Genomic DNA, 23350 nt, shown 5'->3' with positions numbered 1-23350 from the left:
TGGACCATCAGCCGGCCGCGCTCGGCGAGCTCGGCCTCGCGCTGGGTGGGTTGTGCGAGCTCGCGTCCTCCGGTGGGGTGCGGTGGCTGCGTCGCGGGGTCGGCGGCGGGGCGCTGTCGGATCGGGGTCCGCGGCGGGATCCGTGGCGGGCGCTGTCGGGATCGGGTCCGCGGCGGGCGCTGTCGGGATCGGGGTCCGCGGCGGGGTCGGTGGCGACCGCCGGGGTGCTCGACGTATCGGGAGCGACCCCGTCGAGGGCCCGCGCACTGATCTGCTCGTCGACCGCGGTGCCGGTGGTGAAGAAGGGGCTCTGCTGCTCGGCGATGCGCGTGGCCAGCAAGGCGTTCTGCTGAAGCTGGGCGGCTGTATCCGTGGTGGCGGGATCTGCGAGCGTGCGCTGCTCGAGCGCCACCGACTCGGTGAACTGGTGCACCAGCAGGTCGACGTCCGACTGTGTCGCATCGCCGGTGCTGAGCCGGTTCAGGGCGTCCTGGGCGTGTGTGACCATCTCCGGGCCACCCCGGGCGATCGAGGACAGGTCGCTGTTCATGTGCTGGATAGCGCCGTTGATCGCCGGCTCGGTCAGGGTCCGGCCGTGGGTGTCGAAGTTCGAGGTGTGGAGGTGGTGGGCGATCTGGGCCGCGAGCGTTCCGGGTCCGGTGTCGCTCGACGCCGCCGTCTCGGCGGTGCTCTCGTTGCCGGCCTCTGTCCGGTCGGCGCGCACGTCCGCCGGGTTGGTCGGCCGGCCGGTCAGCGGCCCGCCCGGCTGCTGATTCGCGGTAGGGCTGGTGCCGGTGGCCGGCGGTGCCGCACCGGCGACTCCCATCGGAGCTGCCGCAGCTGGAGGGGCGTCAGCGTCGGCCTCGGCGTCCGCCGCCGCTTGTACCCCGGATGCCTGTGCGGCAGCGGCGCCGCCGGCGACCAGTCCAGCCTGCGACTCGCCAGCGGCCTGCTGGGTGCTGGCTGCGGGGGCCTGGGTTCCGGCGTTCCTCGCCGGATCGGCCGACGTGGTCGAGGAGTCGGACGCGCCGGGGGTGCCGGGGCTGGTGGTCGAGGAGTCGGACGCGCCGGGGGTCCCGGGACTGGTGGTCGAGGAAGCGGACCCGCCCTGCTCGCTGTCGGACGCCGGATGAGCGACGTCGCCGGGAGGCGGGCCGCTGGGTCCGCCGTGCTGAGCCCGCGTGTCGGTCGCCGGGTCCGTGACCGGTGCGGACGTCTCGGTGCTCGCGGACGTCCCCTCCGCGCCCCCGCTGTCCGGAGCGCCGGCCGTCGGGTCGGCGGCGGTGGAGGTCGGATCGACCCCGATGTCGGACGGGGTGGCCGTGCTGCCCGGCGGAGGCGGCGAGGACGACTGGGTCGTCGAGGATGAGGCGGCCTGGTTGCCCGATGTGTTCTGCGAGTCGCCGCCGGTCTGGGCCGAGCCCGGTCCGCTCGTGCCGTCTCCGGGCGTGCTCGCCTGCGGAGGCCCGGACTCGCTGGATGGCGCCGAGGTGCTCGGGGGCGCCGACTGTGGTCCGCTGTCCTGGCTGCCGGTGGTCTCGGAGGTGCTGGGCGGGCTCGTGGAGCTGGTGGAATCGGTACCCGCCGAGCTGGCCGAATCGCCGCCCGGGCCGTCGGTGGTAGCTGGCGCCGCGGGAGTGCTGTCGGTCCCCGGGGAGGCCGGTGCGGTGGACGGCGCGTCGGGCGCCGCCGGACTGGGTGCGGTGGAGGTGGCATCCGCGACGCTCGGGGCGCTGGACACGTCGGAGGGTGCGCTCGGTGTCGGGGCCGCGGACGTCGAGGGGGCCGCGGAGGTCGAGGGAGCGGTGGAGGTCGAGGGGGCCGCGGACGTCGAGGGAGCGGCGGACGTCATCTGGCCGGGCATGGGCGCCCGGGACGGGAGGTTGTTGCCCACCGCCGGCATGCCCGCTGCCAGCGGATGGCTCGACGGGACCGTTCCCGTGGTGACCGCGTTGAAGAAGTCACCGCCGGTACTCGTCGTGTGGCGGATGGCGCCCTGGCTGCTCATGTCGAACAACGAGTGTGGCGACGGACGCGACAGGCTGGTCAGCGCCGCGTTCATCATGTTCTCCGGCGACCAATTCGCTCCCACGCCTTTGAGCAGTGGCTTGCCGTCGAGGGCGTTGTTGAACATGGTCGCGGCGCTGCCGCCCATCGGTGAGGCGACGGCGTTCGTCGCCATGTTCGACAGCATGTTGCCCATGAACGGGGAGCGGCGCAGCGGCGCCGTCATGGGAGCAACGAGCGCGCCGCCCGCACCGCCGGCGGCACCGCCAACCGCGGCTGTCGCGGTCGAGCGGAAGTCCCAGTCCGGCTTGATCGGCTGACCGGCCGGCGTGGTCTGGCCCATCTGCATCGCCTGGGCGAGCGTGTCGATGAAGACCTCTTCGAGCATCTCCTCGAGCATCTCGCCCGGAATCTGCCGGACCGCCCGAACCGTCGCCTGCTTGATTGACGCCTTGGTGATCTGCGACATGACCGCCTTGCGGCCGGCCTGGGTGAACAGCGTCCGCATCGCCGCCTTGATGGCCAGAGAGAGGGCTGCCTTCACGCCGCCGGCGGCGACGATCGTGGTTCCGAAGGTGAAGAAGGCGGCGAGCACGAGCGCGAAGAGCTCGATGACCGCGATCCAGAACGCGATGTTGATTGTGTACTTCGTGAACTGTGTGGTGCGCCCGAACTCGATCAGCTGCTGGCTGACCTGCCCGGTGTTCTTGGCGATCGATGGGAGTGCGGCCTGCTCACCCTGCCAGACCAGCTGTTCGCCGAGATCCCGGAAGTTGTCGGCAGCCGGTGCCTGCCACCCGGCCAGGAGCGTGTTGGCCGCGCCGGTCAGCTCTTTGGCGTCCTCGCCAAGAAGCTCCTGCAGCGCGAACCAGACGTCGGCGAGCTCCCACAGCTGGGTCTCGCTGCCCGCGGGCCATTTCTCGCCGCCGACCACGACAGACATGAGCTGATCTGCCCAGTCGGGCAGATTCATGAAGGCCCAGGCCTTCTCTACGTCTCCCATCGGCGCAGACGTTCGACTCTAAGATGCGCGCGTCAGCGCGTCGGAGCGGTGCCCGGCTCGATGACGCCCTCGACGCCGCTGGCCTGCTGCTCGTCGGAGGCCAACGAGGCCTCGATCGCGGTGCGGACGTTCTTTCCGGTCTCCACGAGGTGTTTGAAGATCCCGGCGACGTCGCTGTTCTGCATCAGCTCGTTGCCGCCGTAGTTGGCGAGGAACTGCTGACCCGCCGCGTCCGAACCCCAGGGCGATCCGAAGCCTGTCGCCTCGCCGGTCTTCGTCTTCCAGTGATCCTGTGCGTCGCCGGCCGCGGCGTCCCACTGGGCGATTCCATTGGAGGCCTGCTGCGGATCGATGTAAACGCTGTCATCGGCCATGTCGTGGCTCAGTCCTTTCCGAACATCCGGCTGGTCATGTTTTCGACGATCGAATCCATCTCGCCGTTTCGATAGACATCCAGACTCTGTCGGGGCACAACCTCGGCCGCGATCTCCTGCGCCTCAGAGACGGCCTTGTCGACCGCCGCGCGGATCGTCTCGAGGATCGACTCGGCGAGCTCGCGGGAGTTCGGACGCCGGTAGATCTCCGGCGACAGGCGCAGCTCGGTCACCTGGCCGCGGCCATCGGAGGTCACCTCGACCAGCCCGTTCTCCGAGACCACCGTCGCTGACACCTCGCCGATGCGGCGATGGATGTCGGCGCCTTCGTCGATGATCTTCTGGACCTGTCCCTGCAGCTCCTCGGAGTAGGCGCGCATGCGGTCCAGCTCGGGGAAGTCGTGGCCACCGGTGCTCAACGTGCTCTCGATCCGTCTCGTCGTGGTCGGGTCCGTTCGCCACTCTATCGACGCGGCCGGGACGGCGCGAGGCCGCGCTGGGATGTTAACCTGCTGGCCACTTTGCCCGGCTAGCGTGCGTAGCGGCCGAGATCCGAGCGCGAGAAAGAGTCTATGCACACCACCTCACGGATCGCTCGTTGGGCCTCGAGCGGAGCGGTCGGGCTGCTGTTGATCGCTGGCCCGGCGGTCGCCGCTCCCGGGGACGACCCGGCCTCGACGACGCCGTCCGCCTCCTCAGCTCCATCGGAGACTTCGGGATCAGAGGCCTCGGGATCGGCAGCCAGCTCGGCCTCGTCGGCTACGAGTTCGCCGAGCGGGCAGAACCAGCAGGCGCAGTACTGCAAGAATCCGCCGGCGTCCTCCGCGACGATCGAGGAGGTGCCGTGGCAGGTGAGCAGCTATAGCGCGCCCGAGCGGATCTGGCCGTTCACGACTGGCACGGGAATCACCGTCGCCGTGCTGTCGACGGGAGTGCAGGCCGACCATCCTCAGCTGGCCGGGTCGGTGCTACGAGGGCGCGACTTCGCAGCGGGCGCGAACCGCGCGGACGACGACTGTCTCGGCTCCGGAACGGCCGTCGCGAGCGTCATCGCCGGTAAGAAGGTGGACGGCGTGGGCTTCTACGGCCTCGCACCGGGCGTCAGCATTCTGCCGGTGCGCGTCTCGCAGGCCCTGAGCTCGGACGACGAGAGCAAGCCGGAACCGCAGGCCGGGGCGGTGGCCGCCGGTATCGACTACGCCGTCGAGTCGGGTGCGGCGGTCATCGTCGTGCCCCACGCGGTCTACCTCGCGAGTCCCGAGCTGGAGGCGGCGGTCGCGCAGGCGGTCGCCTCAGGCGTCGTCGTCGTGGCTGCGGTCGGTGACCAGCATTCCCCCGAGGCGCCCCCGATGACGCCGACTCCCGAGTCGCTCACGCCGTACCCTGCCGCATACCCCCAGGTTCTCGGGGTGGGCATGGTCGGCCCCGACGGCATGCGCGGGGCCGCGTCCCAGATCGGCCCCTACGTCGACCTGGTCGCGCCCGGCGTCGATGTGGTGGCAGCCGCCATCGACGGCCAGGAGGTGTGGGTCTCGACCCAGATCGCATCGGGCTATGTGGCCGCGACCGCAGCGCTGGTGCTGGCCGATCCGCGAACGGGCATAGCGGGGCTTCCGGCGGACCAGCGAGCGAATGCGGTGATCGCGCGGATCGTTGCGACCACGGCCCCGGACGGCGTGCCGGATCCGAACATGGGCTACGGCAGCGGGATCGTCGATCCTTATCGCGCGTTGAACGAGCCAATGGCCGGCTCGGGCCCGGTGCCGCCGAACGCGCCGCAGCCGTATCAACCGTCGGAGTCGGAGATCCAGGCTGCTCGTGACGAGCGGAACGCCCGGACGCTGCTGAACTACATAGGCGGCGGGGCGGTGGTGGCCACGTTGGGCGGCGGCTTCGCGATCTGGGCGATCCGACGTACTCGTCGCCTCGGGGCTGGGGCTGCGACGACGACCCGCCCGGCCAGCGCGGACGAGGCGCCGGCGGAGTATGTGTCGGGCGAGGCGCTGTTCACGCCCAAGCAGCTGGACTGAGCCTGCGCGCACGCAGGCTGGCCCGAGCCCGCTCCGAGCAGACGACGAGCGCCGCACCGGATCGATCCGGTGCGGCGCTCGTTGGCTGCGGGGCCTAGGCGACGGTGCTGGTGTTCGTCTGCTCGGTGCCCTGAGAGAGGCTGGCGGCCTGGGTCAGGCCGGCGCTGAACTGGGTGAGGGCTTCCTTGATGCGGTCGCCGGCGGTGTTCCACTGGTTCTGGCGCTCGCGGTAGGCATCGACTGCGGTGCCGTCGGTCCAGTGGCCGATCATCGCGTTGACGGCGCTGTTGACGTCGGCGAGCGTGGAGTCCAGCGCGGAGGTGCCGGACACGACGGAGGCCGAAGCGGTCGACTGGTCGTCCCAATTGACGTGGTATTCACCGGTCACGGTTGTAGCTCCCTGAGTTGAGTGTGGGTTGTGAGATGAGGTCTAGTCGGAGGAATTAGCGGGCGAGACCAGCGGTGATGCCGGTAGCAGCGTTCTCGGCCTTCTTGATCTCGGCCTCCTGCTCGGCGTCCGACTGCTCGTACTGCGCAGCCGCGGTGGCGACGTCGACCGAGATGCCGTTCAGCGCGTTGCTGAGGTTCTGGGTCTCCCGGTTGACGATGTCGCGAGTGACCTGGAAGGCGCGGGCGAAGGCACCCTTCGAGGCATCGAGGACGCTGAGCTCCCCGATCATCTTGTTCATCGCCGTGGTGATCGTGGTCGCGGCGTCGGAGGCCTTGACCTGGAATGCCTGCATCTCCGGTGTAGAGGTCTTGGTACCCATCTTCTCTCCATCCTGCAAAGTGTCTGTCTGATCCAGCCTGACCGCATGGCCGCGGCGGGAGCGGTGCTCCACCGCGGGTCCTTGCGGGCGCCCGTGGCCCCGTGTGGGAAGGCCGCCGGAAGGAACCGTAACTGCAACAGCATTGACGGTGCCACCGGCGACCTGGACCCGTTCATGCAAAATTCACTCGGTTCGAGGGGAGTTCCCGACCTGTTCGGCAGGCGGTCAGATCGCCGTCCGGGCCGCGGCCGGGTCCAGCGCGGGGCCTTCGGGGATGCGGGCCACCAGCGAGGCGGGCATCGCCACCGGCGTGGCGTTCTGGTAGCCGAGCGCGCCGCGGGCGTCCTCGCCGATGATCGCGAAACGCTGGCCGCGGTCGGTCACCAGGTACAGCATCGAGTCGGTGGAGCCGGGGGAGAGCATCGACTGCACGAGCACGCCCGATCCGCCGTCCACCTGCACCCGGTCTGCCAGAACGGTGCCGTTCTGGGTCCGGCTCTCGGTGGCCGGCGCCATCTCCGCGCCCTCGACCCGGGCTTCTACAGCGATCGACGGCACCGCCTCGGAGCTTTCGTACGACGCGCACACGGTCGCGCGGTCCGAGGCGTTCGACATCATCTCCGGCGCGGCAGCGGGCAGATCCGCCGGAGACTCCTCGGGCACGGGGACCTTCGGCGCGGAAGCCGCAACCGCCGGGCTCAGGTCAAGCACCGTGGGCGCGCCGGTTTGCGGGTAGGCAACCGCGAGCGCAGGGTCCGCCACGGTCACCATCGCCTGAGTCTGGGTGAGAGGTTGGAGCTGGTCGGCGAGCACCAGGTAGTACTGATGGGTGCGGTCGGGGGTTGCAACGGACCGAACCTGTCCCACGTAGCCGCCGTCGACGATGCTGGACGGCGACCCGGCGCCCGCGACCGGCACCGGGGCGAGGTCCTGGCCGGCGGGAATCGCGCTGATCCACGCGCTGCCGACCCGGATCTGCGGTACGTTGCGCAGCCCGAGGCCGTCGAGCACCGGCGCCTCCTGCGGAATTGCATATCGTCGCCCGTTCGCGACCAGATACAGCCCGCCGGCCTCGGTGTCGCGGACCAGCACGCCGTTGTCCCCCAGGTCGGCCCCTTCGGTGTAGGTCCGGCCGATCGACAAGGAGGTGTTGGGCAGCTCCTCGCCGCTGATGTTCTCGGCCCGCAGCGAGCACAACGTCCAGGCTTCGGTCGACAGCTGGTCGGCGGCCGGCAAGGCGTCCGGTGCCCCGACGATCCCCATGGGGGCCGCCCGCGGCACGTCGTCCAACGATCGTGAGGCGACATCGACGGTGTCGGGTGTCCCGATCAGCAGCGCGCCTGAGGCGAGGTTGGGTACCGGGTGCAGTTGGAACTCGCCGCTGGAGTCCTTCAGGTAGACATACTGGGCGCCGCTGCTGCTGTCGACGATCACGGCGGCCCCGTCGCGCCAGGTCTTGTTGCCACCCGGTTTGACCAGCCCGATCACACCGGCCGCGGCCAGCGAGATGACGGCGATCATCACGCTGGCGAACGCCGCGCCGCCCATGCGGCGCAGTGGCGACTGCAGCGGGTCGGTCTCGCGCAGCACCACGCTGGAGACCACCCGCTGGATCATGAACTGATAGGACTGGAACAGGTCGCGCCGACTTGCCACCGATGACTCCTATCCGTAGAGGCCGCGCAGGTATCCGTACAGCCCGATGACGACGCACACGAGCGGAACGATCACGATGATGACGATCACGTCAAGGATGTCGGCAACCCTTGACATGAACGGCGTGGGTCGGTTCTCGACGAGGTAGCGGCTCAGCGCGAGCACGCCGAGCGCGACGACGCCCAGGATCGGCACGACGACCAGCAGCCGTGTGGTGCTTGACGCAGCGAGCGCAGTGGCCGCCACGATCGCGACGCCGCCGCACGCAGCGACCAGCTGCGGGATGCGGTGGCGCAGCGTAGGAAACAGGCGTGCCCGAAGCAGGTTGGCGGCGATGATCGTCCACGCCAGGTAGAGCGCGGTCGTGTTGCCGCTGGTGATCAACAACACCTGGCACACCAGCAGCACCGCCGCCGACCCGATGAAGAAGCCGGTGAGCATCTCGTCGGCGCGCTGCACCGTCGCGTGCACCCGCGGCAGCGGCTGAGCCGGCGGGTCGGCGAGCAGCTCCTCGGTCGTGGTCGGCAGGGTCGGGACCGGCAGTTTCGCGAGGCGGATCGACAGCAGCGGAAACGTCGAGGTCAGCACCACGACAATGGAGGCGACGATCGCCGCCGCCTCCATCGGGTTCAACGAGTCCCAGCGCGCCAGCCAGGCGCCCAACGCACCGACCAGCCCGCCGAAGATCCCGGCGAAGAACCAGTGCGTGCGGTAGGCGATCGCGCCGTACGCGACGAGGCTCACGAGCGTGAGGCCGGCAAAGCCGATCAGGTAGTGCGTGGCGGACGCCTGGGAGATCGGGTTGTCACGCAGCGCGACGAGGAACCCGCCGACGAACCCGAAGATCATCGCCAGGACGCCGAAGGGCACCGCGGCCGCGGCGTCCTTCAGGACCCGGCTCAGCGTGGCCGCACAACCGAGAGTGAGCACGGCCCCTCCGATCGCGACGTACGAGGCCGTGGTCCACGGGATCCCGCCGAGCAGGATCAGTCCGAGCGCGAGCAGGAACGCCGCGCAGGCGACGGCGATGCCGGTGCGGCGGGTCGCATCCGGCGCCCAGCCGCGCGCCGTACGCCGGGCGCCGCTCGCGATCACGTCGACGATGTCGTCGTAGTCCAGCTCGGGCCATTCCGTCTGCCGGGGGACCAGCTGGAGGATCTCGCCATCCAGGATGTCCTGGGCGGCCAGCGACCGGTTGGGGTCGACGTCCGTGCCGTCGAATCGCCGCAGCGTCCACCCGCCGTGCGACTGACCGTCGTCGGCCAGGCTCTCGCCGGCGTGCTTGGTGATCGCCGGCAGCAGCTCGGCGACGACGGAGTGCTCCGGCAGCGCCACATCCATGCGTCGTTGAGGTGCGGCGACGGTGATGCGCGCTAGCCCGGCGGACGTACGGCTCACGAGATCAGCTCCGGTGACTAGTGCTCGCCGCCTGGGACGGCGGGTATCGAACGGACTGCACTGGTTACGATAATGCCGCCTCAGACGTGCGTGATCACGCCCCCGAAACGGAGACTGTCGATTGAGCACCATGATCGTCCGGCGCCAACCGCGACGAGACGCGCCGGAGCTGCCGTCCGGTGAGGTCATCCTCGACTCGCCCCCGGAGATCCCGCCGCCGGCGGGGAAGGCCTGGAGCCAGCTGCTGATGGTGCTGCCGATGCTGGCCGGCGCGGGTGCCATGGCGCTGATGTTCAGCATGCGCTCGACGGGGCCGATCGGTTACATCCTCGGCGGCATGTTTGGCTTGTCGGCCCTCGGCATGGTCGGCATGGGCATGATGAACAACAGCGGCGGCCCGAGCAAGCGCGAGATGGTGCTCAAGCGCCGTCAGTACATGCGGCACCTGGCGTTGCAGCGCAAACGAGTGCAGCGCACGGCCAACGAGCAGCGCGTGGCGATGTACTACCGCCACCCAGACCCCGACTCCCTGTGGTCGGTGGCCGCGAGCCACCGGTTGTGGGAGCGGCGGCGCACCGACGCCGACTTCGGGGTCGTGCGAATCGGCGTCGGGGCGCAGTCGCTGGCCACGCCGCTCGTCCCGCCGGCGACCAAGCCGCTTGACGAGCTCGAGCCGTTGTGCGCGTCGGCGCTGCGGCACTTCGTCCAGACCTACGGCACGATCGAGGGCCTGCCGGTCGCGATGGCGATCAACGGCTTCGCACGAGTGCTGTTCTCCGGAGAGCAAGACGCGAAGCGGTCGTTGATCCGCGCGATGGTCGCGCAACTCGCGGTGCACCACTCGCCGGACGACCTGATGATCGCGATCTGCTGCGACGAGGACTCGCGTGCGGAGTGGGAGTGGACCAAGTGGCTGCCGCACTGCTTCCACCACGAGCGGCTGGACGCACTCGGCAGTGTCCGGCTGGTGGCGCCGTCGGTGCAGTCGATCGAGGCGATGCTCGAGGACCTGCTGGCAGCGCGACCGCGCTTCAACATCGCCGGCCCCGCCACTGAGATCACCGGACCGCACCTTGTCGTGATCCTGGACGGCGGGGACGTCGAAGGCTCCAGCCACCTGACGGTGGACCCTGGAGTCGAGGGCGTGACCATCCTCGACCTCGACCGGACGCCGCCGCGGCTGCTCGAAGCCAGCACGCTCGTCCTCGCGATCGACGAGGCGGGCAAGCTCGAGAGCCGGACCAAGGAAGGCGAGAACCGCCTCGGCGTCGCAGACCGCTTCGAGGTCGCGCAGAGCGAAGCCCTCGCCCGCCAGCTCGCGCCGTTGCGGGTGTCGATGGGCGCGGTAGGCGAGCAGGCGATGAGCACCGCGATGGGGCTGGCCGAGCTCCTCGCGATCGGCGATCCCTACGAGTTCGATGTGAAGGACTACTGGAAGCCGCGCGCCAACCGCAACCAGCTCAGAGTCCCGATAGGCATCGGCGCGGAGGGCGAGGCGATCGAGCTGGACCTTAAGGAGTCCGCGCAGGACGGCATGGGCCCGCACGGCCTGCTGATCGGCGCCACCGGATCGGGCAAGTCCGAGCTGCTTCGCACCCTGGTGCTCGCGCTGGCTGCCACGCACAACTCCGAGACGCTGAACTTCGTGCTCGTCGACTTCAAGGGCGGCGCGACTTTCACGAAGCTGGACCGGATCCCGCACACCAGTGCGGTCATCACCAACCTCGCGGACGAGCTGCCGCTGGTGGACCGGATGACCGACGCCATCAACGGCGAGCTCTTGCGCCGGCAGGAGCTGCTGCGCAGCGCGGGCAACTACTCGTCGCTGCGGGACTACGAGAAGGCCCGGCTCGCGGGGGCGCCGCTGGCCCCGATGCCCAGCCTGCTGATCATCTGCGACGAGTTCTCCGAGCTGCTGTCAGCCAAACCCGACTTCATCGACATGTTCGTGCAGATCGGCCGAGTTGGACGATCCCTCGGCGTCCACCTGCTGCTGGCCTCTCAGCGGCTCGAGGAGGGCCGGCTGCGAGGTCTGGACACGCATCTGTCGTACCGCATATCGCTACGCACGAACTCGGCGATGGAAAGCCGGGTGGTGATCGCTAGCCCGGATGCCTACGAGCTTCCGCGCGCCCCCGGGCACGGCTACCTGAAGTTCGGCACCGAGGCACTAACCCGGTTCCGCGCCGCCTACGTCTCCGGCGTCTACCACCGCGCGGGGGAGGAGCGGCAGCGAGGCCCGGAGGCAAAGGCGATCGAGGTGTTGGAGTACGACACGCAGTACCGCGCAGTCCAGGTGGCAGAGGAAGAGGAGCTCGCCGCTCCGGAGCCCGATCCTGACGAGGGGATCGGGGAGACCCTCCTGGATGTGATGGTGGAGCGGATCGAGGGCGCCGGCGTCCCGGCGCATCGCGTGTGGCTACCGCCGTTGGACGAGCCGCCCACCCTCGATCAGCTGCTGCCCCGACTGGTCGGCACGCAGGACCGCGGCCTCGCCGTCTCGAACCCCGACCTACACGGCCGGCTGCGGGCGCACATCGGGCTGATCGACAGACCCCTGGAGCAGCGCCGCGAGGAGATGGCCCTGGAACTGTCCGGCGGCAACGGCAACGTCGCGGTGGTCGGCGCACCCCAGTCAGGCAAGAGCACCGCGCTGCGCACCATCATGACCAGTCTTGCGCTGTCGCACACTCCGCGAGAGGTGCAGTTCTACTGCCTGGACTTCGGCGGCGGCTCACTCGGCGCCCTCCGCGACCTACCGCACGTCGGCGGCGTATTCGGGCGGTCCCAGGGCTCCGAGCTGCGCCGGGCGGTCGCCGAGATGAACGCACTTCTGGACTATCGGGAGCGGCTGTTCGGCGAGCACGGCATCGACTCGATGGCCACCTACCGCAGGCGCAAGCGGGCCGGCGAGTTCGCCGAGGACAAGTTCGGCGATGCATTCCTGGTGATCGACGGGTGGTTGACCATCCGCAACGAGTTCGACGACCTCGAGGCCAAGATCACCGACATCGCGGCGCGCGGCCTGACCTACGGCGTCCACGTCATGGCGGCCGCGACGCGGTGGATGGATCTGCGCACCGCGATCCGCGACCTGATGGGCACCCGCGTGGAGCTGCGCCTGGGTGATGCGAGCGACTCGGTGCTGGATCGTCGTGCCTCGATGCGGATCCCAGCCGACAGCCCGGGGCGGGGCATCACCGAGGACAAGATGCAGATGCTCATCGGGCTCCCGCGCATCGACGGGGACCAGGACCCCGACACGACCGCGGACGGCGTACGCGATCTGGTCTCGCGGGTCGCGAGCGCGTGGCAGGCGCCGCCGGCGCCGCGGGTACGGATGCTGCCGGATGTGCTGCCGTACGCCGACCTGCCGGTGGCCGCTCCCCAGGGCATCGCGCTGGGCATCGGCGAGTCCGACCTCATGCCGGTGTACGCCGACATGACCGGCGAGTCGCACCTCATCCTGTTCGGTGACTCCGAGACCGGCAAGAGCGCCTTCCTGCGGGCGTTCGCCGACCAGGTCGCGCGCCGGTTCGATACCGAGGAGGCTCGGATCATCGCGCTCGACTACCGGCGCAGCCTGCTCGGGGCGATCAGCGAGCCGCACCTGCTGGCCTACGGGACGTCGTCCGCGATGGCGACGGACATGATCAAGGAGATCTCCGATGTGATGCGCAGCCGGCTCCCCGGGCCGGACGTCACCCCGGACCAGCTGCGGGCGCGCAGCTGGTGGCGCGGACCGGAGCTGTACCTGATCGTCGACGACTACGACCTGGTGGCCGCCGGCAACCCCAACCCGATGCTGCCGATCGTCGAGTTTCTGTCCCAGGCGCGCGATGTGGGTCTGCACCTGGTCATGACCAGGCGCTCGGGCGGCGCCGGGCGCGCGTTGTTCGAGCCGGTGCTGATGCGGCTGCGGGAGCTGTCGACACCCGGGATCCTGCTGTCGGGCGACCGGGACGAAGGCGCCTTGATCGGCAACACGAGACCGTCGCAGCAGCCGCCTGGACGCGGTTGGTATGTGACCCGCAAGGAAGGCGCCCGGCTCGTCCAGCTCGGGTACCTGCCTCCACCCGACCTGTAGGGAACCGGTGCCGGGCCCACGACGTCGCTCCTGGATGGCGGATCCCGGTGGAGGTGACCAGTCGATGAACTTTCCGGTCGGGCACTCCTCGGGGTCCGATCCATCATGGCAGAGTCGTTAACGGCAGTTTTCGTTCACCACACGCGAGCGTTCACACGAAATCGAGGAGTGTTACTGAGCATGAGCGACATCTGGGTCGTGAAGGAGCAGCTGGGTGAGTTCTCCAAGAAGGCCGGCGAGCAGGCCGAAGACGCAGTCAGCACGACGACGAACGAGGCTCATGTCTCGATGCTGATGGAGGGAACCACCGCGCTCGGTCAGTCCGCGTTCCCCTCCGGAAACGTGGCCTTCGCTATGCACTGGGCGAGTGTGGACCAGTTCGGACAGTTCGCCTCGCACCTGGCGCAAGGCCTGATGGCGCTACAGTTCGGTGCCCAGACCATCCAGAACAACTACACGGCTGCGGACGACGAATCCGCGTCGGGTATGAATACCGTCCAGAGCGCCTTCCAGCCTGGCGAGGGCCAGATGTCGCTGCAGGAAATGATCGACAAGGCGCGTCAGAATCCGCCCGCTGCCGCAGGTGAAGGCGGTAATGGAAACTCGCCTCAGTTGCCCGATCCGACCGATTACAGCCCGAATGACTACACGCCACCGATCGGGCAGTGCGAGGCGCCGGCGGCATCCTCGCCCGAGGACGTCGAGATGACTCTGCTGAACCCGGAGTCCAACCCGGAGACCGAGCTTCCCGAGCCATACCGGTCCGATTACGAGACGGCGCTGCGGAACGCTCGGCTGAGCAATATCGGCGGCAATAGCGTCATCTAGAGCCGCCGCTACCGCTTTGGAGCGAGGCGCTCGCGTCGGTCGGCGACTGCCCGCCCGCAGAGCGCCTCGTTCTCGCGCCTTGGAGCACACCGATGAGTGACGACAACTTCGGCTGGTCGCCGCCACCGCCGGCGTCGGGTCCCGGCAGAATGCAGCTGGAGGCAGACTCTGGCCGGTACGAGACCAGCACCCCTGCCCCCGTGCTGTCCTCTAGCCCGATCGCGGGCTGGACGATCACCCAGACGAACGTCACGGTCAAGAACCTCAAGCCCGATGGGATCCGCAGCGCGGGGTCGTCGTGGGAGATCATGAGCGACACGCTGTACGAGATCGAGGGTGCGCTGCGTGCCGCCGGCCGGACCTTGAAATCGAACTGGGAATCCCCGACCGCGAGTGAGGCATTCCTCACGAAAGTCGGCCAGGCCACCTGGTCGATCGACGACTGGCAGTCTGCGGCCGGTGCCAATGCCGGCGCGATGCACACCCTCGCCACTGAGGTATCCACCTACCAAGGCAAGATGGTCACCCTCTACGCCGAGTACCTCAGTGCACTCATCGTGGCAGCAGCCAAGGACCGGGCCGAAGGCGGCATCCGCCACGTCGAGGAGGAGAAGCGGGAGTTCGATGCGCGCGCACGCAACGACATCGCCACCCCGTTGAACTCGGCATTCAGGGACGCCTGGGGAAAGATGAAGCTGGGTCAGCAATGGCAGGGCCCGCTCGACGCGACTGTCACGGGGCCGGCCGGCCCGGGAGCGCCCGGCGCCCCCGGGGCGCCGGGCGGACCTGGTGGCGCACCCGGTGGACCCGGTGGAGCGCCGCCTGCGGCGCCCGGAGGGCCTGGTGGTGCGCCCGGAGGGCCCGGCGGTGCGCCGCCTGCGGGCCTTCGCGGGGCTCCCCCGGCACCGCCGGGAGGCGCGCCACCCGCCTCGCCGTACGGCAGCTTGCAGAAGATGATGAGCCAGCCCGGTGGGCTCAACTCCCTCTTTCAGCGCGGCGCGCCGCCGCAGCCGCCCGGGGTCACACAGGCGGATGTGGATGCGCTCCGCGGCGAGCTCGACGCGGCGCGACAGGGTGCACCGCAAGGTCTCAGCGGAACTGCGCCATCCCTCGACCAGATCCAGGATCAGATCGGGCGCGGTGCCGCTCCGGCGGCTCCTGGGGGGCTGCCGCCGGGAGCGGTACCAGGCGGCCTAGGTGGCGCCGGAGCCCGAGGCGCGGCGCCTGCGGGGCCGGGCGGCGCGGCGCCCACCGCCCCGGGCGGGCGGCCGGGCGCGCCCGGTGCGGGACCCACGGCCCCCGGAGGCCGGGGTCCCGGGTTCCCCGGTGGGATGGGGGGAGTCAACGATCCGATTAGCGGTCGCCCGACGGTGCCCGGCGGCATGCCCCCAGGTGGCGGTGCGCCGCCCGGGGGGCGCCCCGGTGCGCCCGGCGGGGCACCCGGCGGTGGTCCGGGCAATCGCGCCGGAGCCCCGGCCCCTCCCGGATCTCGTCTCAACGGCCGCAACGCCCGCAGGGGTGCCCGGGTGGACGTCGGCCGGGGGCCGGTGGGCCTGCCGCGGGACGCCCGACGCTCGGTGGGCGCACGGCTCCCGGAGGGCCAGGTGGCCCCGGCGGTGGACCGCGGGCGATCAATCCTGGTTTCGAACGCGCGGGTGGACCGGGCGGCGGGGTTTCGCCTGGCGGGCGTCCCGGTCGCGGTGCGCCGAATGCCCCGGGCGGATCGAGGACGAGCGGTGCGCCGGGTGCGCCAGGCGGATCGAGGACGAGCGCTGCGCCGGGTGCGCCAGGCGGATCGAGGACGAGCGCTGCGCCGGGTGCGCCAGGCGGATCGCGCACGGGTAGCGCGGCGGGTGGCCCCGGCGGTGCCGGCGGCGCCCGGCCGGGTGCGCCGGGCCGGATGGGTCTCGGGGTCGGCGGCCCGGGCGGTCCCGGTGGTCCCGGTGGTCCGGGCGGTCCCGGTAGCCCGGGAGGGGCCCGGCCAGCCAGCGGTGGCATGTCCAGCCGGCTGGGTGGCCGCACAACGCAGGCGGACGCGCCAGCGAAGGCCCCGGGGGCGCCGACGCGCGCTCCAGCGGCGGCCAGCAAGGAGCTGGCGGGACGGTTCGGTCTGCAGCGCGACGCGACCCGCGTCGAGATCGGCCGGGCGGGCCGCGCGGCGATTCGTGAGCAGCTGATCGGCCGGGGCCATGCCGGAATGCCCCCGCAGGCCGGGGCGGCGCAGCCAGCGCGCAAGCACGGGCTGTCCCAGATCGAGGCTGAGGCCTACGAGGGCCTGCTGATCTACGACGACGACGACCTGTTCACTATCCTGTCGAAGGCGCCCGCGGTCCTGGACCGCATCAAGCCGTCTGCCCCGGTGAAGGACGCCGGTCCGGCGATCGGCGTCGCCGCCAGATAGCGCCCGCACAGGCGGGTGAACCAGGAAAGCAGCAAGGTGTGACGTGGTAGACGATTCCAGCGCGGCGCGTGAGCCGCGTGGCTCGTCAGCGACGGCCGTCACCCGGTCCGACGCGCAGGAGACGGCTCCTCCGACCGTGTCCGCACGGCTGGCCGGGCGCCCACGCCAGGTCCTCACTGCCGACGGCGATGTGCAGGCCACCGCGCCCACATCGCCGCTGGACCAGGCCCGCGCCCACGCTCGAGCTCAGGCCGAGGCGAGCCAGGCAGCGGCCCGGCTCAGCCGAGGCCAGCATCTCGAGGACACCGACTACGAGCCGTCGTCCACTGCGCTGGCCCAGGCACAGGCGCTGGCCGCAGCGGAGGCCGCGGCCGCGCAGCGGCCCCGCGAGCTCAGGCCGCAGCCCGCGCGGCCCCGGGATCGCCTGCTCGGCATGCACGTCCTCCAGGTGGTGGCGCTGGAGATCGGGCTGCTCGTGATCGCCGCGCTCGGCCGCGAACGGCTGGCCATCCTCATCCCGTGCGTCTTGGCCGCGCTCGTCGTCATCGTGCTGGCCGTAGGCCGGTATCGCGGCCGCTGGCTGTATGAATGGCTGTTCCTGCGGTTGCGGTACTGGACCCGCCAGCGATCGCATCAGCTGAACGAGTCGCCGGAACGAGCGGCCGCGCCCTTCGCTCGTGGCGTGGTGCTGGATCAGATCGACCTCGACGGCGTTCCGGTCGGCGTCCTGAAGCACGCGGGCGGGTTCGTCGCGGTCGTCGAGCCGCGCACGGACGAGAGCACAGGTGGTACGACGGTCGCGGCCCAGCTGCCACCGCTCGGGGACATGCTGCCGGCCTCGACCGAGAACGCGCCGCAGGTCAGCCTGCAGGTGCTCGTCCATACCGTGCCGGCTCCCGGGCTCACCAGCGTGGACGACGCGGCCGCCACGTCGTACGCCGAGCTGGCTGGCGGTGCGATACCTGTGCAACGCCGGGCACTCATTGCCATCCAAGCTCAGCACACGGTGGGCAGCTTCATCGCCGCGGACCTTGAGGGCGCTCTCGTGAACGCGCTGCGGCGGATCCGGCGCAAGCTGGACAAGGCCGGCTTCATCGTGAACACGTTGAGCCGTGCCGAGCTCGGCCGCGAGTTCGGGGAGGCGTCCGCCTCCGAGCTCACGGTGGACGATGCACCGGTCGAACCGGTCCGGGAGGCGTGGCGCAGCTGGCATGCCGGTTCTACCAGGCATGTGACCTACCGGATCGTCGGCTGGCCCAACCTCGCAGACGAGACCGGCGCGCGACTGATCGAGCACATCTCGTCCGCACCGACCCTCGATACGACCGTGTCGTTGGCGGCCCGGAACGTGGCGGGCCAGGTCGAGATCGAGGCCGCCGTCCGGCTGCGGGGAGAGAGCGATGTGGCCCACGAGACGGTGCGCACGGCACTGACCGAGGTCGTGGAGCGGTGCGGGGCGACTCTGCAGCGCCTGGACGGCCAGCATGGCTTCGGGATGGCCGCCTCCGTCCCCCTGGGAGGCTTCGCGTCCTGATGGAGCTCCCCACCCAGCTACCGCACCATTATGCCGACCTCGAGACGGCTAACGCGCTGCGTCCACCGGTCGGCGGGGCAGGGCTGATCATCGGCGTTGACCAGCACGGCGCGCCGGTCACCGTCCGGGTCTTCGACCAGGAGCCCCGCTCCTACGTCGTCGTCGGCGGGCTGCGGCTGCTGCAGATGCTCGTCGTCCGCATGCTGGCCCTCAACGGGCGGGTCCTGGTGCATACCGAACGGCCCGGCGCGTGGGGCTGGGTGACCCGGATGGCGTCGGGAGCCAGCGGCTCCATCGCCTTCGGGGCCGCGGACGCGACGGTCGCGCGCGGAACGGTGCATCGCCCGAGCGTCCTGGTCATCGACGGGGACTCGGGGGTGGAGAACGCGACGCCGGCCGGTACGGCCTGGAGCGCGACCCTCAGCGGGTACGACTCGTTGTCCCAGTGGAACATCAACGCCCTCGATGCCGCCGACGCAGTGTTCGTGCAGCAACTCAACCCCGCCGAGACTCAGCTGGTCGAACGGCGGCTGTCGCTGCAAGGACTGGCGCAGCGGCTCGATGAGAATGCTCCGGGCATGATCGGAGTGCTGAGCCGCGGCTCCATCAGCACGGCGCGGGTTCACCTCAGCGGCTTCGAGCGGTGGGTGCTCAAGAGCGTCGACCGCTAGGTTCCAGATGCCACCCAGGCGCCCGCCCCGCCCGGGGCTCTCACGATTGAGCAACGTCTTCGATCAGTACAGCTAGTCGGTCTCCGGCGGCGGGTCGGCGGCCGGCGAGGTCGAGTCACTCCCCACGAGCAGCGGCGTCGTGGCAGCGGCATGATTGCGTAGCTCCGAGGGATCGACGACGCGTCGCCACACGCCGCGCCCCACCTGGCGCGCGGCAGGATCGGTTGGCCTGTTCGGCCCCAGGAACTCCACCTCGACGCCTTCGTCCTGGGTCTCGAGCACCACCACCTGCGCGTTGCCGAGGCTCGCGACCTGCACCCGGTGTTCGATGCGCTCGCAGGCCTCCGGCGTCACGACTCGCACGTAACGGCCCGCACCGACGTGCCGGAACTCGTCGCGGGCCCGCGAGGACATCAGCAGGACCTGCGGCCCGGTCGCATCGAGCGCCACCGTGCACGGGAACTCCTCGCCGTCGTACCGCGCTACGTAGCTACTGGTCATCGGCGGCCTCGGCGGGGTGTCGTGCGGTCTGCTCGGTGCCCTGCTGGGCCAGGACTCGTCGCCAGCGGCCGGCGACCGCGTCGTACGCCGCTCGCCGGTGCGAGCTGCCGTCGGGCATCATCTGGTGGATCTCGCTGCCGTGCGGGATGGCCACCGCCGTGCAGTAGTACTCGTGGACTGGGGCGGTCGGCGACGGAGTCAGACCGAGACCGATGAACGGGTCAGGCGCGATCACCCAGCCGTCCACCGCGGCGCGTTGTCGATCGTCGCGTCCGCCCAGCGGGGTGCGGTAGAGGTCCAGGCCCAGCCCCGGCCAGCGCAGCAGGTGCAGCGAGCCATCGTCGAAGACCACGTCGCGGCGCGCGTCGTCCGCGATGCCGACCACCTCCAGCAGCCGCTGCGGGTCACCGATCTCGTACACCTCGTCGTAGAGATGCACGAACCCGCTGACGGTGTGCGTCTGGGCACCCAGCAGCCGGGTGAGCTCGTCGCCGCGCAGCACCTTCTGCAGGTATGGGATCGTGCCCGGCGGGTAGAGCCACATGAGCTGGTCGAGACGGGGCGCGACCAGCCGGGCGAACGCGGCAGGCTCGAGCGCGAAGGCGAGATTGGCGACCACCGGATTGATGCTCAACCCGACGCTGTTGTCGGGCCACATGGCCGCCAGCTGCGCCAGGGAGAACTCGCGGTAGCGCAATCCGCAGTTGGTGCTGGCGTGGCACAGCTCGGGCGAGGTGTAGACGGTCACCCACCGGTCCCCTTCGGCAGTCGTGACGATGGGCCAGCCCGTGTCCTCGGGGGAGCGCGCGTGCACCGAGAAGCGTCCGGTCAAAAGAAGCAGTTGGGCCGTGACCTCGTCACCCTCGGTGAGGGCCTTGGCGAGATGGCTTTCGAGGTCGTTCACAGGCGACCAGGAGAACATGAGGCCAGCGTAGTGAACCTGCTCCGGCGACGCATGCGCCGTCCCCACCACCGGGCGCGGCGGTATCGTGATCTGCGGTACGTCGCCACGATCCTGGAAGGATGCGCATGCCTCGCACGCTGAAGGTCGACCCTAGCTCGCCAGCGTCGTACAGCTCCGTGGAGGAGGCGATCCAGGACGCCGAGAACGGGTCGGTGATCACGCTGGCGCCCGGCGTCCACACCGGGACCGTCGACACGACGGGGCTCGCGATCACCATCGTCGGCGCGGACGGCGACGAGCCGTCGATCCTCGACGGCGGTGACTCCTACGAGCCGGTCGTTCGCTCCCGCAGCGGCGCGTTGACCCTGCAGTCCTTGAGCCTGCGGTCGGAGGCCTCGGACGTGCTGCGGGTGTCCGACACCAAGCTGACCGTCGCGGACTGCAACCTGCAGTCCCGGAACGCGGTGGCGGTCCACATCGGCGACGGGACGTCGGTTGACATCACCGATACGCGGATCATGAAGTCCGGTCAGCCGATGGTCGTCGAGGACGCCGATGGGACCGTCGACGGACTGACCGTGGACGGGGCCGAGGACGACGCGATCGTGCTGCGCATCGGCGCCCGCATCGTGCTGCGCGGAGTGAGCGTGGTGAGCTCCATGCGCCGCGGGATGTTCATCTACCAGGCCGCGAATCCGACGATCGAGTCGTGCGACATCGCCGACACCCGCAAGGAGGGCATCTACGTCGCCGCGGGCGCGTCAGCGACGATCAAGCAATGCCACGTCCACGACACGGGCGGTGCCGGCATCGCCTTCGAGCCAGGCGCGAGCGGCAAAGTGGCCGCGACCAAGATCGAGCACACGGGCGGCACGGCGATCGACGTGCCCGATGGTGCCGATGTCGAGATCGCCGAGGGCGACGCGCGGTCCGCGGGCAGCGCTGGTCGGGAACGACGAGTCAGTGACCCGGAGAAGGTCGAGGCGCTGCTGGGGGAGCTCGATCGGATGGTCGGCCTAGAGTCGGTGAAGTCCGAGGTGCGCGCGATCATCGACGAGATCCAGGTGAACGAGTGGCGGCGCGAAGCGGGATTGAGCGTCGACGGCATGAGCAACCACTTGATCTTCGCCGGCGCGCCCGGCACCGGCAAGACGACCGTCGGGCGGATCTACGGCCAGCTGCTCGCGGCGCTCGGCGTGCTGCCTGGTGGACCGTTGAAGGAGGTCTCGCGCCGCGATCTGGTCGGTCAGTACATCGGCCACACGGCCGAGAAGACCGCCGCGGTCTTCGACGAGGCGATGGGTGGGGTCGTCTTCCTCGACGAGGCCTACACGCTCTCGCGCCAGGCCAGCAGCGGCGGAGGCGACTTCGGTCAGGAGGCGATCGACATGATCGTGAAGCTGATGGAAGACCGCCGCAATGATCTCGCCGTCATCGCAGCGGGGTACACCAGCGAGATGCGGGAGTTCCTCGACGCGAACCCCGGACTCGCCTCGCGCTTCGTCAAGACGATCGAGTTCGAGAACTACTCGCCCGAGGAACTCTCGCTGATCATCCAGCGGATGCTGGCCGGGGGTGACTACCGGATCGACGACGCGGCCAAGCAGCGGCTGTACGAGTACTTCCGTGATGTACCCAAGGACGAGAACTTCGGCAACGCGCGCGAGGCCCGCAAGCTCTTTGAGGCGGTCCGCAAGGTGCAGTCGCAGCGCCTCCGCACGCTCGCCGGCCGCCCGTCTCTGGACGACCTGATGCAGATCACCTTGGCGGACGTCGAGGCGGTCACCCGGGGCAGCGGGGCACCGACTGCCCCCACCGCCCCCTGACAGTCGGGCATGGGCACAGTGCCATGACCGGCGGGGACGGTCCGGCTCAGGGAGCCTCCAGCGCAGCCCCGAGCGCGGTCGCCGCGAGGGAGCGCGCCGCCTCCAGCGCAGGCTCGTCGAGCGCGTCGTAGTCCACGGCGCTGCCGGACTGCAGGTGGGGATCGCTCGGGATCACGACCACCTCGTGACACCGTTCCCGGAAGCGCTTGCGGGTCTCCTCGAGGTTGATCCGAATAGTCTTCGGGTTGACGTTCGTGATCGCCACGATGCTGCGCATCGCCAGGCTCTCGTAGCCGATCGAGGCGAGCCACTCGAGCGTGTTGTAGGTCGCCAGCAGGCTGTCCATGGACGGCGCGGTGGCGATCACCAGCGAGTGCGAGGCGGAGATCACCCGGTGCATGAGCGGGCCGGCCAGACCCGCGCCGCAGTCGGTGATCATCACGGGGAAGTACCGGTAGACCGCGCGTACAGCGGCCACGTAGCCTTGCTCGCCGAACGCGGCGCTCTGGGCCGGGGTGCGCCCGCTCGGCACCACCCAGACACCATCGGTCGTGCGGCTCACCGAACTGCTCAGCAGCTGGAGCGATCCTGGATCACCCATCGTCGCCAGATCGTCGGCGCTGGCCATGGGCGCGAGACCGGTCCGCAGCATCAGTGAGCCGTAGGTGGTGTCGGAGTCCAGCAGCAGGACCGGCATCTGTCGCATCCGGGCGATGGTCGTCGCCGTGAGGATCGACAGAGTGGTCTTCCCGACGCCACCCTTCATCCCGACGACGCTGATGCGGCGGGGTGAATGGATCGGCCTGCTCAGTCCGTCGCTCGGCTCGTTGTCCATGCCGTTCGCGCCGCGTCGCCCGAACGGCCAGCGGCGCGGGCGTGGTGGGGTGTCCAGCCCTGCGAGTCGCTGGTCGAGGTGCGGTGCGATGGGTCGTTCATGTGCCGAGGCGCGGCCCGCCTCGCGGAACCGTACGTCGGCCTGGTCGCCGGACACCCCGATCGAGGGCGTGCTCGTGTCGAGGCCGGCGGGGGTCGGCCCGGGGGCGGCTGCGCCGGAGCGCTGGACCGCGGCCACGTCGGAATGACCGGTCTGGGGCGCTCGCGCCGGCAGTCGATCGACGGCCGAGAACTGGCCGGACGAGGGCGCCGTCCGGCCGCTCAGGTGATCGCGAATGCCGGTGCCCGAATTGCCGGGGGAGGGGGCGCGTAGCAGGCTGCGTCCCGCAGTACCGGGCGCCTGCGTCGCCGGTTGCGGGCCGGTCGGGAGCTGATGGCCGCTGGTCGGCGGCGGCGCCGCAGTCGGTGGTGCGGTGGGCTGCGGCGGGCGCTCGTTAGGTGAGCTCATTGGCGCGTCGTCGATCCT

The 23350-nt window shown here is 70.2% G+C and carries 18 protein-coding genes; 7 read left to right on the top strand and 11 right to left on the bottom strand.

The features are described 5' to 3' along the window. Positions 1–7: 7 nt before the first annotated feature. The 3 genes from DAA40_RS06725 to DAA40_RS06715 are packed head-to-tail and all read right to left on the bottom strand — an operon-like array spanning position 8 to position 3803. Positions 8–3010, bottom strand: coding sequence for a hypothetical protein (locus DAA40_RS06725; protein ID WP_106848862.1), 3003 nt, complete (start codon positions 3008–3010; stop codon positions 8–10). Between the two features lie 32 nt (positions 3011–3042). Further along, positions 3043–3384 carry a hypothetical protein gene (locus DAA40_RS06720; protein WP_106848861.1) on the bottom strand — a complete coding sequence of 114 codons (342 nt, stop codon included), beginning with the start codon at positions 3382–3384 and terminating at the stop codon, positions 3043–3045. An 8-nt stretch (positions 3385–3392) separates the two neighbouring features. Further along, complete coding sequence (locus tag DAA40_RS06715) at positions 3393–3803, bottom strand: YbaB/EbfC family nucleoid-associated protein (RefSeq protein ID WP_106848860.1); 411 nt, start codon at positions 3801–3803, stop codon at positions 3393–3395. 153 nt (positions 3804–3956) lie between these two features. Here DAA40_RS06715 and DAA40_RS06710 point away from each other — a divergent pair, with 153 nt between their 5' ends. Further along, positions 3957–5414: a S8 family serine peptidase gene (locus DAA40_RS06710; RefSeq protein ID WP_106848859.1), complete on the top strand. Its 1458-nt coding sequence runs from the start codon at positions 3957–3959 to the stop codon at positions 5412–5414. Between the two features lie 94 nt (positions 5415–5508). Here DAA40_RS06710 and DAA40_RS06705 read toward each other — a convergent pair whose 3' ends face one another. From DAA40_RS06705 to eccD, 4 genes are all read right to left on the bottom strand, one after another. Next, positions 5509–5802 (bottom strand): WXG100 family type VII secretion target, encoded by a 294-nt coding sequence (locus tag DAA40_RS06705; RefSeq protein ID WP_106848858.1) that lies wholly within the window; start codon positions 5800–5802, stop codon positions 5509–5511. A 55-nt stretch (positions 5803–5857) separates the two neighbouring features. After that, positions 5858–6184, bottom strand: coding sequence for a WXG100 family type VII secretion target (locus tag DAA40_RS06700; RefSeq protein ID WP_106848857.1), 327 nt, complete (start codon positions 6182–6184; stop codon positions 5858–5860). 225 nt (positions 6185–6409) lie between these two features. After that, the gene (eccB, locus tag DAA40_RS06695; protein WP_106848856.1) at positions 6410–7840 is read right to left on the bottom strand and encodes a type VII secretion protein EccB; all 1431 of its coding nucleotides are present in this window, start codon (positions 7838–7840) and stop codon (positions 6410–6412) included. A gap of 9 nt (positions 7841–7849) precedes the next feature. Beyond that, positions 7850–9238, bottom strand: a complete 1389-nt coding sequence (gene eccD / locus DAA40_RS06690; RefSeq protein WP_158716282.1) for a type VII secretion integral membrane protein EccD — start codon at positions 9236–9238, stop codon at positions 7850–7852. Between the two features lie 130 nt (positions 9239–9368). On the opposite strand from eccD, the gene eccCa reads away from it, so the two are divergent. Together eccCa and DAA40_RS06680 are read left to right on the top strand one after the other, a co-directional pair. Further along, positions 9369–13325 carry a type VII secretion protein EccCa gene (eccCa, locus tag DAA40_RS06685; RefSeq protein WP_199849647.1) on the top strand — a complete coding sequence of 1319 codons (3957 nt, stop codon included), beginning with the start codon at positions 9369–9371 and terminating at the stop codon, positions 13323–13325. A gap of 180 nt (positions 13326–13505) precedes the next feature. Further along, positions 13506–14153 (top strand): hypothetical protein, encoded by a 648-nt coding sequence (locus DAA40_RS06680; RefSeq protein WP_106848853.1) that lies wholly within the window; start codon positions 13506–13508, stop codon positions 14151–14153. Here DAA40_RS06680 and DAA40_RS06675 read toward each other — a convergent pair. Next, positions 14146–14658, bottom strand: coding sequence for a hypothetical protein (locus tag DAA40_RS06675; RefSeq protein WP_158716281.1), 513 nt, complete (start codon positions 14656–14658; stop codon positions 14146–14148). The genes DAA40_RS06680 and DAA40_RS06675 overlap by 8 nt on opposite strands. Before the next feature lie 1491 nt (positions 14659–16149). On the opposite strand from DAA40_RS06675, the gene DAA40_RS06665 reads away from it, so the two are divergent. The 3 genes from DAA40_RS06665 to DAA40_RS06655 are packed head-to-tail and all read left to right on the top strand — an operon-like array spanning position 16150 to position 18759. Continuing rightward, entirely contained in the window at positions 16150–16554 is a 405-nt protein-coding gene (locus DAA40_RS06665) for a hypothetical protein (RefSeq protein ID WP_106848850.1), read from the top strand. Positions 16555–16597: 43 nt separating this feature from the next. Further along, on the top strand, positions 16598–18088 hold the full coding sequence (eccE, locus tag DAA40_RS06660; protein WP_106848849.1) for a type VII secretion protein EccE: 1491 nt from the start codon (positions 16598–16600) through the stop codon (positions 18086–18088). Further along, positions 18088–18759: a hypothetical protein gene (locus DAA40_RS06655; RefSeq protein ID WP_106848848.1), complete on the top strand. Its 672-nt coding sequence runs from the start codon at positions 18088–18090 to the stop codon at positions 18757–18759. The genes eccE and DAA40_RS06655 overlap by 1 nt, the downstream gene beginning before the upstream one ends. Positions 18760–18831: 72 nt before the next feature. Here the strand turns inward: DAA40_RS06655 and DAA40_RS06650 are convergent, their stop codons facing one another. Together DAA40_RS06650 and DAA40_RS06645 are read right to left on the bottom strand one after the other, a co-directional pair. Further along, on the bottom strand, positions 18832–19260 hold the full coding sequence (locus DAA40_RS06650; protein WP_106848847.1) for a hypothetical protein: 429 nt from the start codon (positions 19258–19260) through the stop codon (positions 18832–18834). After that, positions 19250–20182, bottom strand: coding sequence for a hypothetical protein (locus DAA40_RS06645; RefSeq protein WP_158716280.1), 933 nt, complete (start codon positions 20180–20182; stop codon positions 19250–19252). The genes DAA40_RS06650 and DAA40_RS06645 overlap by 11 nt, the downstream gene beginning before the upstream one ends. 107 nt (positions 20183–20289) lie before the next feature. Between DAA40_RS06645 and DAA40_RS06640 the strand changes: the two genes are divergently transcribed. After that, on the top strand, positions 20290–21990 hold the full coding sequence (locus tag DAA40_RS06640; protein WP_106848845.1) for a right-handed parallel beta-helix repeat-containing protein: 1701 nt from the start codon (positions 20290–20292) through the stop codon (positions 21988–21990). A gap of 46 nt (positions 21991–22036) precedes the next feature. Here DAA40_RS06640 and DAA40_RS06635 read toward each other — a convergent pair whose 3' ends face one another. After that, on the bottom strand, positions 22037–23332 hold the full coding sequence (locus tag DAA40_RS06635) for a MinD/ParA family protein (RefSeq protein ID WP_158716279.1): 1296 nt from the start codon (positions 23330–23332) through the stop codon (positions 22037–22039). Between the last annotated feature and the right edge of the window lie 18 nt (positions 23333–23350).

The sequence above is a fragment of the Blastococcus sp. Marseille-P5729 genome (genome assembly GCF_900292035.1).
In the GTDB taxonomy this organism is placed as follows: Bacteria; Actinomycetota; Actinomycetes; order Mycobacteriales; family Antricoccaceae; genus Cumulibacter.
Note: the sequence above shows the minus strand (reverse complement) of the source record. Positions and strands in the feature narration are given on the sequence as shown.

Bases quoted from the DNA above. Each gene is read 5' to 3' on its own strand.
- DAA40_RS06725 (WP_106848862.1), bottom strand. From the start codon at position 3,010: ATGGGAGACGTAGAGAAGGCCTGGGCCTTCATGAATCTGCCCGACTGG.
- DAA40_RS06720 (WP_106848861.1), bottom strand. From the start codon at position 3,384: ATGGCCGATGACAGCGTTTACATCGATCCGCAGCAGGCCTCCAATGGA.
- DAA40_RS06710 (WP_106848859.1), top strand. From the start codon at position 3,957: ATGCACACCACCTCACGGATCGCTCGTTGGGCCTCGAGCGGAGCGGTC.
- DAA40_RS06700 (WP_106848857.1), bottom strand. From the start codon at position 6,184: ATGGGTACCAAGACCTCTACACCGGAGATGCAGGCATTCCAGGTCAAG.
- eccCa (WP_199849647.1), top strand. From the start codon at position 9,369: ATGATCGTCCGGCGCCAACCGCGACGAGACGCGCCGGAGCTGCCGTCC.
- DAA40_RS06680 (WP_106848853.1), top strand. From the start codon at position 13,506: ATGAGCGACATCTGGGTCGTGAAGGAGCAGCTGGGTGAGTTCTCCAAG.
- DAA40_RS06665 (WP_106848850.1), top strand. From the start codon at position 16,150: ATGTCCAGCCGGCTGGGTGGCCGCACAACGCAGGCGGACGCGCCAGCG.
- DAA40_RS06655 (WP_106848848.1), top strand. From the start codon at position 18,088: ATGGAGCTCCCCACCCAGCTACCGCACCATTATGCCGACCTCGAGACG.
- DAA40_RS06650 (WP_106848847.1), bottom strand. From the start codon at position 19,260: ATGACCAGTAGCTACGTAGCGCGGTACGACGGCGAGGAGTTCCCGTGC.
- DAA40_RS06645 (WP_158716280.1), bottom strand. From the start codon at position 20,182: ATGTTCTCCTGGTCGCCTGTGAACGACCTCGAAAGCCATCTCGCCAAG.
- DAA40_RS06640 (WP_106848845.1), top strand. From the start codon at position 20,290: ATGCCTCGCACGCTGAAGGTCGACCCTAGCTCGCCAGCGTCGTACAGC.
- DAA40_RS06635 (WP_158716279.1), bottom strand. From the start codon at position 23,332: ATGAGCTCACCTAACGAGCGCCCGCCGCAGCCCACCGCACCACCGACT.